This is a genomic window from Candidatus Neomarinimicrobiota bacterium (assembly GCA_016784545.1).
GTDB lineage: Bacteria > Fidelibacterota > UBA8477 > UBA8477 > JABMPR01 > JABMPR01.
The window spans coordinates 1-12716 of sequence record JADHUM010000080.1; the positions used below are offsets into that span (position 1 = coordinate 1).

Consider the following 12716-nt stretch of genomic DNA (forward strand, 5'->3'; position numbering starts at 1 on the left):
ATACCAAGTGTGGTGAGGACTGGATAGATTTCTGCAAAACCAGCCAATATGTTTGAGGGCATATCGTCAAGTTGAACTGAATTTGAAACGGCATAGGTGACATCTTCCGCACCATTCTTTGCAGAATAATACACTATGTCAGACTCGAGTTCAATTCGGTCGAATTTGGGAATATAACCATCGGTCATTTTCAGATCCTTGGACAGGGTTGTCGCTGGGTCGGGCTGACGAAATTTCAGTCCAAATTCATATCCCGGGGCTATATCTCCCCCCTTATATTTTGATTTCCTGCGTAACAGAAAACTGTTCTTGCGGAGGTCAAGACCTTCTGTATCCCAAAAGGAGACCTGTTTGTGAGAAAGTTTTAGTGGGTTTTCTTTTGCCAGTATGGGTATACCCTCAGCAGCCGCTACTTCCTGAACAATCTGCCAATACTCAGCGAAGCCCTTCTCATAGTCACCAAACATCTCCGGGTTGAGCAGGAGTTTGTATTCGCTTGAATTGAGGAAATATTCAGCGACAGGTTCAACTGTCTCGACTGGCGTTTCCTCAACTATTGCTGGTTGCATACTTGCACAAGATGCAAGAAATATTGCAATCAGTAAGATGGTTATAGACTTCACTGTAAAACTCATAATGCTTTCCTTACTCCGTTTCAGTTTCTTCAATGACAACAATGTTTTTGGCTATCTCGCCAGTATAGACGTTGATTTGTTTCAGCAGATCCATAAGCTCCATGTGAAGATCATGGGTAGCAACGGACTCAGCCCTTTCGCTCTTCACACGCTCGAGATGTCTCAATCGGTACTCTGATTCAAGGTCTCTATATTTGCGATCTTTTCGGATCACTTTCTCAATTTTTTTGGATTTCTCTTTGGAAAAAGCGCTTCTCAAACGGGAGATTTGCTTCATCACTCTCACATGGAAATCAGTCAATTCATTCTGCCCTTGTTCCGAGAATGGTTCTTTTAGTTTCCGTTTCTTTTCCACCAGTAATTTGATTCTGCCATGGATGATATCCCCAATGCTTTCCATGTCCTTTACCATGGACATCATGCTGAATACTTTTGCTGCCTGATGATCACTCAATTCCTGCCGACTGATGCTAAATAGGTACTTTGAGACGTTTTGCTCAAGAAAATTAATCTTGGCCTCGCGCATATCTATCCCTTCCATGAGAGATAAATGGGGATAGAACCTATCAGGTTCTTTTTCGTCTCCCAGAAAAGGTCGTAAAAATACATCAAGCATGCGCCCAAGAATTTTGATCATCCGTAGCATTTCAGTTCGGGCTAATTCAATGGCAATAGCTGGGTGAGAGACTTGAGAGTTGTCAAGATGCCAGGTCACAGGCATAATTCCCTTTTCTATCTCCTCATCAGGTAAAATCTTGATTATGAGCGCTGCCAGGATGGTTGTGAAAGGAAGGAAAACCAGGCCCACAGTAATATTGAAGATGGTATGGGCATTGGCAATCTGCCGAGGCGTTTCAAGGGCTAGTTTTTCAATACCCGTTGCATCTGACACTGGTGACATCCACCTCACCAGATCTGCCAATTGAGGAATAAACCAGATAAAGATGAACACGCCGCCAACATTAAACAGGACGTGTGCAATAGCTACTCGCTTTGCTCCCCGGATTGTTCCTATACTTGCCAGACCTGCAGTAATACAGGTTCCAATGTTTGCACCCATTATCAGGGGAATACCTGCATCCAGAGTAAGTAGACCTTGCTGAGCGAGGACGATCACAATACCTGTGAAGGCACTACTGCTCTGAATAAGACCAGTAAAGAGGGCACCGATAAGCAAACCATAGATGGGATTATTTAGCCCTTCCATCAAACCAATGAATGGTTCAAAGGACCGGAGCGGCTTCATAGAATCAGACATGAGTTTCATACCAAAAAACAGGATACCAAAACCCAATAAAGCCTGACCTAAATGCTTCAATGATTCCTGTTTTGCCAGCAGATTCATGAGAAAGCCTACGGTTATCATGGCGAGGGCGTAGTCAGTGAGCTTAAAAGCCACAAGTTGTGCAGTAATCGTGGTTCCAATATTTGCGCCCATAATCACCGCAAGTGATTGAGCAAAACCCATTAGCTCAGCCTGTACAAAACTGACAAGCATCACTGTGGTGGCACTTGAGCTTTGAATGACCATGGTCACGAAGGCACCGAGAGTTAGTCCTACCAAACGATGTTTGGTCAGGGCGGCGAGAATGTTTCTCATCCTATCCCCTGCGGCTTTCTTCATGCCATCACTCATCTTGTCCATACCATAGAGGAAGAGTGAAAGACCCCCAAGTAATCCCATGACCAGAAATGACCATTCGATCTGTGTAGTTTTATGGTCATCAGCTAGCAAGGGCTTGGCTGAGAGTAACAATATGGGTAAAAGATATCTCATAAAGACAGCTTAAGCATCCTCATGGTCAGAAAGTTCAAGGATGATCTTTGCTATTTCACCAGTATGGAGATTGATTTGCTTCATCATCTCCAGCAGCTCTGTATGAATGGCGTCAGTTTCCACCGATTCTTCACGGGCCGCATTGAGACGCTGGAAATGGGATTCCCGGTATTGAGCTTCCAGGTTGAGATACTTTTCCTCTTTGACCATTACCTTTCTAGCGCGTTTGGGATCTAGCTCAGAAAATGTTTTTTCCAGACGACTGAACTGTTTGCATACTTTTGTATTGTATTTGATAAGTTCTTTTTTGCCTTCCTCAGAGAAATCCAGCTGGAGCCCACGCTTTTTGGTTACAAGCGGTCTCAAATTGCGCTCCATAACATCGCCAATACTTTCCATTTGACTGGAGATGGTGATCATACTAAATACCTCAGCAATCTGGGTGTCTGAGAGTTCTTCCTGACCGATCTGAAGCAGATATTTCTTTATTTTCTTTTCCAGAAAATCCAGTTTCCGCTCTCTCATCTCGATGCCTTCCATGACGGTGAGTTGTGGATGCACACTATCCTGCCCAGGATCGTTTTCGAGAAATGGCTGTATGAATCCGTCCAGCATTCTACCGGTAATCTTAGCCATGCGAGCTATTTCTGATCTGGCAAGATCCAATGCCATGGCAGGGGTCTCAATGGCAGACTCATCAAGGTGCCAGGTGGCAATAGTAAGATCCCGATCGTCCTCAACATCCGGGAATATCCTCAGGATAATGTTGGCAAAGATGCCAGTGAAGGGAAGAAATACGAAGGCCAACCCAACATTGAAAATGGTATGGGCATTGGCAATCTGGCGAGGAACCACTGCACTTAAATTGGCCATACCTGATTCGGTGGAGGTTGGTGAAATGGCACGAATGATATCAGCGAACCACGGAATCCAGAAAATAAATAACAAGACACCCACGATTTTGAACATGACATGGGCCATAGCAACGCGCTTTGCCTCCCTGGATGCACCTATACTGGCCAATCCTGCCGTAATACAGGTCCCAATATTAGCCCCCATAATGAGTGGGATACCTGCGTCAAGGCTCAGTAAACCCTGTTGCGCCAGCACGATGATAATACCCGTAAAAGCACTACTGCTTTGGATTAAAGCAGTAAATGCCGCTCCAACCAGGAGACCCAGCAGGGGGTTTTCTAAATGTGAAAGTGTGGTGATAAAGGGCTCATAAGTTCTCAACGGATACATAGCGTCTGACATGAGTTTCATGCCATAGAATAGAATACCAAATCCCAGAATGGATTCACCGATATTCTTCTGATTCTCGTTTCTCCCAAACATCATAGCCGCAAAACCCAGGGCAATCATCAATAGTGCATAGTCGGTGAGCTTAAAAGCTACAAGTTGGGCCGTAACCGTTGTACCAATATCAGCACCCAATATCACACCCAAGCTTTGAACAAATGTCATCAAGCCAGCCTGGACAAAACTTACCAGCATAACAGTGGTGGCGCTACTGCTCTGGATAATCATCGTGACAAAAGCACCTACCATGAGACCCATGTAGCGGTTGTTCGTCAGAGCTGAAAGAATCGAGCGCATTTTATCCCCAGCTGCCTTCTTCATACCTGAACTCATTTTTTCCATTCCATATAGGAATAGAGCGAGTCCGCCAAGCAGGGTCATTATCAGGAGCCACCATGATATCTCTGACTGATCATGACCATCAGCAGCTATTAATCTGGAATTGAGGGTAAATAAAGTTAGTAAAATTAGCAGGGGTCTTAATTTGGTCAACAAGTACAAGTAGCAAAGCCTCCGTTTAGCTCTATGAGCTGGTTTTCTGTTTTCGAGCTTGAATTAAGGGTACAGCAAAACTGGCAACCGCAACGACCAGCATTCCCAAACTTAGGGGACGAGTAAAAAACACCGTCCATCCGCCCATCATGATGGCACGAATAAAATTTGTTTCAGCAATATTTCCCAGGACCATTCCAAGAATAATGGGGGCAACTGGATAGTTATATCGGCGAAGAATCCATCCAAAAATTCCAAATGCCAGACAGGCTGCCACATCGAAGAATGAATTGCGCACAGCAAAACTACCGATAATTGATACAGCAAAAATGAGTGGGAATAATACGGTTTTTGGAATGGTAGTCACTTTTATCCATAGACGGCTTCCAAAGAAACCAAGCGCAAGCAGGATAATATTTGCAAACAGCAGACTGGCGAGCAGCCCGTATATAATATCAGGATTTGAGATGAACAACTGTGGACCAGGTGTCAGGTCATGTATCATCAAGGCACCAATGAGCACAGCAGTGGATGCGCTGCCAGGTATGCCCAGTGTGAGTAATGGAATAAGTGCACCACCCACAGAACTGCTATTAGCGCCTTCAGCGGCTGCTACCCCCTCCAGACTCCCATGTCCAAACTCTTCTGGATGCTTACTAACTCGTTTGGCGACATCATAAGAAATGAAAGCAGCAATGGTTGCTCCTGCGCCTGGGAATATCCCGATGATGGTTCCCATGAGTGAAGAACGAAATATGGTGTTCTTTAATTTCCAATAGGCACTGGCAGTCGGCCACTCTTGCTTACCTGCCTCTACTTGTTGACTGGTAAAATCCCCACTCTCCAGTTGCTTGAATATTTCACTGAGGGCAAAAAGTCCGATCAAAGCCGGGATCAAGGCAAATCCATCGTAAAGAAATGAAATACCAAAAGTGAAGCGACTCACACCTGAAATGGGGTCGATACCAATTGTATTCAACAAGAGGCCAAACATTGCCGCGATAAAGGCTTTTATCCAATTTTTTCCTCCAAGAGATGCTACGGTGGTGAGACCAAAAATAGCGAGGGCAAAGTATTCTGCAGGATGAAATTTCAACGCAAATCTTGCCAGGGGTCCTGAAAAGAAGATCAGGATCAGCGTTCCGATAATGCCTCCGACGGTGGAAGCAACCAAAGAAACACCAAGAGCCAGCCCCGGCTTACCCTTCTTCGTGAGTGGATAGCCATCAAAGGCTGTAACGACGGACGAAGGTGTACCAGGAGCATTTATGGTGACTGCTGTGATTGAGCCACCATAATTTGCGGCAATGTAAATAGCCACGAGAAGAATCAATGCCAGTGTGGGAGACATGGCATAAGTAAACGGTACTAATAATGCAACACCCATTGAAGGTGATAATCCAGGAGTAGCACCAGCCACAATTCCCATGGCTACACCAAGGGTGATGGTCAAAATCGGGACCACGCCCATAACAAATGCTAAACCGTCTCCTAAATTGCTTAGTAATTCCACTGCTCGGATCCTTAGAAGAGGTTTTCGAATAGCATTCCCAAGGGAAGGGGAACGTATAGGGTTTTATAAAAGACGAGATAAGAGAATAATATCCAGGCACCTGCGATAATGAATGTGTTGCGCCATTTACGATATCCTAGGTAGTATAGACTTACGATGATGAATGCAAATGTGCTGAGGAAATAGCCAAATACTTGCATGGCAAACAGATAGGCAACTAGAAATCCAACAAAGCTCAGTACTATATCAACACGCGGGCCAGTCTCTGCGACCTCCTCATTTTTCTGAATCGTTTTAAACAAGAGTAATAAATTCAGAGGGATGAGCATCAATATCCAAAGCCTGGGAACGGCTGCCGGTCCCACAGCTGAACTGCTTGGGAAATTCATTGATTGCAGCAGAAAAAGAATGCTCACGATTAAGAAGAATCCGATAACCAGAACTCTTCCCAATATAGCAGAGTATTGGGATTTATGAACCATGTATGAGCCTGATAACCAAATACATACAAGGATTAGCGAAAGTGCAATAAAGGCATTTCCACTGGCCATTTTCGCCATAAATCCAACGGCATCACCAGGAAGAATATCACTCTTTTTTAAATAGTACTCAAAGACTTCAGCATCTTCTGCAACGAGCTTCGAGAATTCAGGTTCGCCAACATAAGCGACATCAATCCCACCTTTGGCCCAGAAACTACGCCAATCGGGGTCTGCGGAAACTTTTTTGAAGAGTTCATCATACCATTCGATAACATCATCTGGAGTTCCCTTTTTAAGCGCAAACCCTCGCCACATGAACTCATTTTCCAAGTCTGGCATGCCCAGTTCGGTGAAGGTCGGTACATCGGGAAACGCATCTAGACGCTGGGGTGCGGAAACAGCTGCAATGTGAAGATCAGGATTTCCCAGGGCATCCCTCGGATTACCCACGTAAGCCACCCCCTGCTCTCCCAGCAGTGCAGCCAGTGCTTTACCCCCACTCTTAAAGGGAATCCACTTGGCTTCCATCCCATATTTGTCCCATATCTTTAAGGCTGTGACATGATCCAGTCCCCCGGCAGCGGGACCTACCCAGGTTTGTTCCCCAGGAGTTGCCAGCGCATCTGTGACAATATCCTGCCACTCATAAATAGCCAGATTACGATTGGTGATGACGCATTCCGGGTCAGCCATGAGCATGGCAGTCCAGTGTAGAGCATCGAGATAGCCCTCACCGCCCACCTGAACGAACTTGGCTATATTTGATTTTGTACAGGCATATAGATTGTAGCCGTCTGCAGGGGCTTGAATAACCTTTTTGAGAGCGACTATCCCACCAGCTCCAGGTTTATTCTCGACTACAAAATTGACATCAGTGTATTTTGCAGCGATACCGGCAAATTTTCGAGCACTGATATCAATAAGTCCACCGGGACCAGTGTATACCACAATTTTAATTGGTTTCTCTGGGAAGGCTGCCCTTGCTGAAGGTACCATGATTAGAAATGCCAAAACGAGTAAAATTAAACCGATTACCCGGAGGGTTCTTCTCACCTTGGTGTCATTCAGCATTTGTTTCATAAGTTACGAGGGGTCAATTACCATTTTGTGTAAGGATTGGCGATTAAATTCGAATTGTAATAGCGAGGGTCTCCAGTGACTTCCTCTCCTATCCAGTCAGGCTTTGGGTATTCCTGATCCTCAGATTCAATTTCTACTTCAGCAACGGTGAGTCCTTCATTTTCCCCATGGAATTCATCAATTTCCCACACAAATTCACCCATTTTCACCTTAAAGCGATGTTTATCAATAATGGGCTGTTCGCAAAGGAGGTCAAGCAGTTCATCGGCATCTTTGGCGGGTATCTCATATTCATATTCGAGCCTGGTAGCACCTTTAGTGATACCTTTGATGGTCATGAAGCCTGTTTCGTCAATTGTACGAACGCGTACTACGCGTTCCTTTTGACTATTCAGATATCCCTGTTTGTAATGGGTACCTTTGGCTAGTTCGCGATATGTCGCAGCTGTGACCAGAAACTTACGTTCGATCTCTTGTCCCATGGTTTAATCCTCAAATCCGACCATGCGGCGCATGGCTTTGATATAGCTGATATTTTCGTACTCACTAAGACCAAGTTTTGCAACCAGTCTGGTAACCAATTCAGGATCAGCATCTTCAACAGCGGTTGTTCTGATTGCATTTCCATCAATGGTAAGGTCGGCAATTTCAACAGTTGCCCCCTCAATCATGTAGCCATAACGTTTTTTGAAAACGCCAACAGCCTTGAGATCAGAATTGGTATCCACCATTTTGGAAATGAAGGCATCATATTCCCAGGTATCAGCTGCATTTAACTCAACCTCGACACCGGCGGCCTTAAAGACTTCCGCAGCTTCTTCAGCTCCAATTGGAAAAGTAGCTTTCATGATGGGGAACCATTGCTCCAGGTCATTCTCAGCATTTCTCAATACCTTAATATCCATGAGCGTGTCTCTAATCTTAATATTCTCTCCACTTTTTTTAGAGAGGATGTACACTTCACTACTTTCCAGAGCTCGCGTGCATTCGTGGGCTTTGATATTCTCTTCAGCAACACCAAATGCTTCACCAAAAGTTCGCCATTCCCATCTTGGGATAATCTTGCCTAATTCAATCTTTGCCATGTCTTGTTGTCCTTATATTGATGCATCTGATTTTTAATTGCAGCCCTTATGTAATCCAAATGCCATGCCACAAAATTTCTATGTATCCTTACTATTGTTTATACTGTACTTATACCTTGAACGGATCCGGGGTATCTGGTAGCAACCACCCAATCAAAGACCAGATATCGTCACTCCAGACGAAATATCGTCGTCTTCTGAGTTACCAGGACGGTAATTTACACAATTTATATTGGATTTTTGTTAGCGGGAGATGCCTGCTTCGCCTGGCCCTATGAAGTATAATATTGAATTATTCTTTTGGATCGATAAGACCGTATTTCAACAATTTACTTCTTAGAGTGGTTCTGGGGATTCCCAATGAATCGGCTACCCTTTGCTGATTCCCTTGATATTTCTCCATGCACGCATTGATTATCTGCAATTCAAACTCGTTCACCTGATCGGTCAGAGATGATCCATCATCCTTCTTTGCATCACTTTTTCTTTGTTGCGGGAGATATGAGTCAGGGATATCATCCAAATCTATGACCGTCTTTCGGCAAAATACTGACATCTGCATGATAACATGTTCCAACTCCCGCACATTTCCTGGCCAGTCCAGATCCATGAGGTACTTAATCAGTTCGGGTGACAGCTGTTTATGGGCATCCAGTTTGGACAGGAAGAAATGAGCAAGTAAAGGAATATCCGACTTTCTCTCATTGAGAGATGGAACAATAAGTCTGATAACATTTAAGCGGTAAAACAGATCCTCCCTAAATGATTTCTTTTCAACCAGGGATTTCAAATCAATTTTGGTAGCGGCGAGGATTCTAACATCTACAGGTATTACTTCGGTTCCCCCGACTCTCTCAATTTCACCTTCTTGAATCACTCTGAGAAGTTTGGTTTGTAAACGTAAGCTTAAATCATCAATATCATCCAGAAGTATCGTTCCACCCCTGGCCCTTTCGAAACGACCGATGGACCGTTTTACTGCGCCAGTAAAAGCCCCTTTTTCATGGCCAAACATTTCGGTTTCAAAAAGTGTCTCGCTGAGGGCTGAGCAATTAATTTTTATATAGGGGTTTTCTCGTCGCTGACTCAATGACTGCACCGCATTGGCGATTTTTTCTTTACCTGTTCCGCTGGCTCCCTGTATCAGGATCGTATGCTCGCTTTCAGCTACTATCTTCACCTTTTCAAAAAGATCGCGCATAATATCAGATTGACCAATCAGATCTGGCGAAACTTTCAGATCTGCCAGTGAAGCTCTCAATACCTCATTCTCAGAATTCAACGAGCGTATGGCGGATATTCTGGCCAAGTGATGGAATAGTTCATCTGGATCAAAGGGTTTTGTGAGATAGTCGAAGGCACCCATTTTAAGGGCTGTCAATGCATTCTCAACCGTGGCAAAGGCAGTCATAACAAGAACTTGTGTCGTTGGGGAAACCCGCTTGACTTCCTCCAGGATCTCCAGGCCATCTGCACCAGGGAGTCGGTAGTCAGTGAGAACTACGTCCCAGGTTTCACTTTGAACGGCCTCCAGACCGGCTTTTCCGTCCTCTACAGAGGTAACAGCATGACCGGCGTGCTCCAATAGCTTCTGAAGTGTGATTCGATTGATGCGTTCATCTTCAATGAGTAATATTTTTAACATGTTATTCCGTTTCCTCGACTGCCTCAATCTTGATTGGAAGTTCAATCGTAAATTCAGCTCCGCCCAGAGTACTTGTGGCGTAACTTATTTTTCCGCCCATTGCCCTAATAATCTCCCTGGACACATAGAGGCCCAATCCAGTCCCCTGCCCTACTTCCTTTGAAGTGACAAAGGGTTCAAACATGCTTGACATTTCTTCACTGGCAACTCCTGGACCAGAATCTCCCACAATGACTGCAACAATTTTATCTCTTGCTTCTGTTTCCAGGCGAATGGTCCCCACACTGCCAATGGCATCCAGAGCATTCATACAAATGTTAAGGAGGGCTTCTTCAAACCCGGATTTATTATTATGGACATCAGGTATAGTGTCATCCAGGTGAACCTGAGTGATGATTTTTTCCTTGGAGAGTCTATGACCCACCAAATTCAAAATATCTCTCACACTTCTGTTAAAATCGTAGTCCTTAATGGTGCCGGTTTTTTTGCGCGCACCCTCTAACAAACGGGAAACAATAACTTCTATTCGATCAAGACCATCTTTTAGAAGCCTGATATGATCAGCCTGATTATCCGGGTCGATTTTCAATAAATGAAGACAATTCTTTAGACCGAGAAGCGGATTATTGATTTCATGTGCCACACCGGCAGCCATGCGACCCATGGCAGCCAGCTTCTCAGTTTGGATTAAATTATTATTGGTTTCCTCCATGGTCGACCGGGCATGAATGAGGCGCTCCTGCAGTCGCTTAAATCGGTCATTTAGCAGGCCTATCTCATCATCTGATTCTGGAAGTTCGAGGGGCTCGGAGGTCTGGAAATCAATGGCATCGATAGCTTCGGTAGTATACCTCAATCCCCGGGTAACATTTCGACTGATTCCTAAGACAATAAAAAGTACCAGCACCAGGGTTAGTAGAATCATACCAATGATAAAAAGCGTGGTACTGCGTAGTTCACTTTTTAATGGCTGAGAATCGAGACCCAATCTTACGGCACCATGTGAAAGGGTGATTAAGCCAAGGGGCGCTGATATTTCCATTACGCCCGCAAATAGGCCATCTTGATAGATATGAAATTGGGGATCAAGGGACCCCAGCGCGGAATTACTATAAACATCTGTGTAGATCTTGTTGATCTGTGAGATGTCTGAGTGGGCAATCACCCGCCCTCCTTCACCCAGGATAATAGCAAATTTAATCTCGCCTTGATATTCCTGTACAAAATTCTTGAGAAAGGATTGCAAAAAATCATCGTTTTCAGTACCGGCAAGGTAGAGAGCATCATTGATGGGAATGATGGCGGTTTGAACCATTGTTGTGGCAACAGTTCTATGCTTTGAGATAATAGCTTCCTTTTGTGATGTCATGATGGCGAAGAAGAGTATCAACAGGACGATGGAAAGGCTTAATCCAATCCTGAAAACTAATTTATCATGGATGCTGGAAACGAGTTTCATCGCAGTTTTTGATCTATCTCATCTAAGAGCTGCCGGGGAAAATTAAAAAGACTATCATGACCGGCTACAAATCCATTGGCAACCTCAGTATCCCATCCCGAGGTTGATATCTCACCGCTATCTATGAGTGAGCTTAATTTTAACAGGGCCGCTTGAACAAAGCGAATACGTGAGGTATCAACATGAGCTGCTACCACCAGAGGAACACTGGGAATGGCTGGGGATCTGGCTAAAATACGAATCCCAGATTCCGCATAGTTTCGTGCAACTACAGATTTAACCATACCAGCATCGAAATCGCCTCTGAGGACTTTTTCTGCGACCAGATCATGATAACTCAAATTTTCGTAGTGAGATAAATCTGTTAATTCCACACCTGCTTGCTTCAGCATCCAGATCCCCATCCAGGAGCTAAAAGATTGCTTTGAGGCGAAGGCGAACGATTTTCCCGCTAACTCTGAAAGATTTTGAATATCTGAATGTTGGGGAACGATGATATCATCATAATTCTCGATGTTGCCATCATTATTAATGGGCATCGCGATACACCTGACCCCATGATTCTTATGGGCATGGATATATGTATAGTTCCCAAGTGAAGCGAAATCAACACGACCACGGGCCAGTTGGTCCACAGTTTCGAGATAATTGCGACTGAGCTTCAATTTGAAATTGTAGGGTGTATTGTTTGTCAGGTACTCCATTAACGGTTGATATCCGCTCACTATGGATCGGGGTGAATATCTGGATATAACTCCAAAATAGATGGTCTCTATCTTCTCATCAGTTTGAGGTGTTGGCTCAGGTATGGGCGTTTCAATATCCATGATGAATACATAGGAAATTCCAAAACATACCAGGAATAATAGAACAGGTAGAAAAATTTTGGGATTAATGTTTTTCACGGTAGTTATAAGATTAAGCAGACCGATTTACCAACGATCATCCTTAAAAAAGTCCTCCTGATCATAGACAGCCTTCAACATGTTTGTGGCTAATTTCCGGACATCTCCATTTACTGAGACTTCCACTTTGCGTACATCTTTTTTTTTCAGTTTTTCAAGCACGATTTTGAGGTCTTCAATTTCATACTTATCAAGTTCAAACTTGAATATCCACGCCATGTTATTACTCCTATCCTTATGGGCTAACTATTGGTGGGGCTGGGCCAGTGTCGGCACCTTATTCCCTGTTTGCAGGTTCATTTGCTTAAACTTTTCCATATCCTGGAGGATGAAAAGTCCAC

11 protein-coding genes are annotated in these 12716 nt (G+C 44.3%); all 11 read right to left on the reverse strand.

Features of this window, described 5'->3' with window-relative positions; translation table 11 throughout:
* On the reverse strand, positions 1-635 hold a 635-nt coding region (locus ISR87_14515), incomplete at its 3' end, for a hypothetical protein (GenBank protein MBL7026653.1).
* A gap of 10 nt (positions 636-645) precedes the next feature.
* Positions 646-2412: a Na/Pi cotransporter family protein gene (locus tag ISR87_14520; GenBank protein ID MBL7026654.1), complete on the reverse strand. Its 1767-nt coding sequence runs from the start codon at positions 2410-2412 to the stop codon at positions 646-648.
* Positions 2413-2421: 9 nt separating this feature from the next.
* On the reverse strand, positions 2422-4095 hold the full coding sequence (locus ISR87_14525) for a Na/Pi cotransporter family protein (GenBank protein ID MBL7026655.1): 1674 nt from the start codon (positions 4093-4095) through the stop codon (positions 2422-2424).
* Between the two features lie 142 nt (positions 4096-4237).
* Complete coding sequence (locus ISR87_14530; protein MBL7026656.1) at positions 4238-5677, reverse strand: tripartite tricarboxylate transporter permease; 1440 nt, start codon at positions 5675-5677, stop codon at positions 4238-4240.
* Positions 5678-5730: 53 nt separating this feature from the next.
* Complete coding sequence (locus ISR87_14535) at positions 5731-7281, reverse strand: tripartite tricarboxylate transporter TctB family protein (protein MBL7026657.1); 1551 nt, start codon at positions 7279-7281, stop codon at positions 5731-5733.
* 17 nt (positions 7282-7298) lie between these two features.
* Entirely contained in the window at positions 7299-7763 is a 465-nt protein-coding gene (locus tag ISR87_14540; GenBank protein MBL7026658.1) for a CYTH domain-containing protein, read from the reverse strand.
* Between the two features lie 3 nt (positions 7764-7766).
* On the reverse strand, positions 7767-8366 hold the full coding sequence (locus ISR87_14545; GenBank protein ID MBL7026659.1) for a hypothetical protein: 600 nt from the start codon (positions 8364-8366) through the stop codon (positions 7767-7769).
* Between the two features lie 292 nt (positions 8367-8658).
* Positions 8659-10011: a sigma-54-dependent Fis family transcriptional regulator gene (locus tag ISR87_14550; GenBank protein ID MBL7026660.1), complete on the reverse strand. Its 1353-nt coding sequence runs from the start codon at positions 10009-10011 to the stop codon at positions 8659-8661.
* A 1-nt stretch (position 10012) separates the two neighbouring features.
* Positions 10013-11470 carry a hypothetical protein gene (locus ISR87_14555; protein ID MBL7026661.1) on the reverse strand — a complete coding sequence of 486 codons (1458 nt, stop codon included), beginning with the start codon at positions 11468-11470 and terminating at the stop codon, positions 10013-10015.
* Positions 11467-12297: a PhnD/SsuA/transferrin family substrate-binding protein gene (locus ISR87_14560; protein MBL7026662.1), complete on the reverse strand. Its 831-nt coding sequence runs from the start codon at positions 12295-12297 to the stop codon at positions 11467-11469. The genes ISR87_14555 and ISR87_14560 overlap by 4 nt, the downstream gene beginning before the upstream one ends.
* A gap of 105 nt (positions 12298-12402) precedes the next feature.
* Positions 12403-12594, reverse strand: coding sequence for a hypothetical protein (locus ISR87_14565; GenBank protein MBL7026663.1), 192 nt, complete (start codon positions 12592-12594; stop codon positions 12403-12405).
* Positions 12595-12716 lie beyond the last annotated feature (122 nt).

Coding starts and splice junctions, on each gene's coding strand:
- ISR87_14520 (MBL7026654.1), bottom strand. CDS start 2,412: ATGAGATATCTTTTACCCATATTGTTACTCTCAGCCAAGCCCTTGCTA.
- ISR87_14525 (MBL7026655.1), bottom strand. CDS start 4,095: ATGACCCTGCTTGGCGGACTCGCTCTATTCCTATATGGAATGGAAAAA.
- ISR87_14530 (MBL7026656.1), bottom strand. CDS start 5,677: ATGGGCGTGGTCCCGATTTTGACCATCACCCTTGGTGTAGCCATGGGA.
- ISR87_14535 (MBL7026657.1), bottom strand. CDS start 7,281: ATGAAACAAATGCTGAATGACACCAAGGTGAGAAGAACCCTCCGGGTA.
- ISR87_14540 (MBL7026658.1), bottom strand. CDS start 7,763: ATGGGACAAGAGATCGAACGTAAGTTTCTGGTCACAGCTGCGACATAT.
- ISR87_14545 (MBL7026659.1), bottom strand. CDS start 8,366: ATGGCAAAGATTGAATTAGGCAAGATTATCCCAAGATGGGAATGGCGA.
- ISR87_14550 (MBL7026660.1), bottom strand. CDS start 10,011: ATGTTAAAAATATTACTCATTGAAGATGAACGCATCAATCGAATCACA.
- ISR87_14555 (MBL7026661.1), bottom strand. CDS start 11,470: ATGAAACTCGTTTCCAGCATCCATGATAAATTAGTTTTCAGGATTGGA.
- ISR87_14560 (MBL7026662.1), bottom strand. CDS start 12,297: ATGGATATTGAAACGCCCATACCTGAGCCAACACCTCAAACTGATGAG.
- ISR87_14565 (MBL7026663.1), bottom strand. CDS start 12,594: ATGGCGTGGATATTCAAGTTTGAACTTGATAAGTATGAAATTGAAGAC.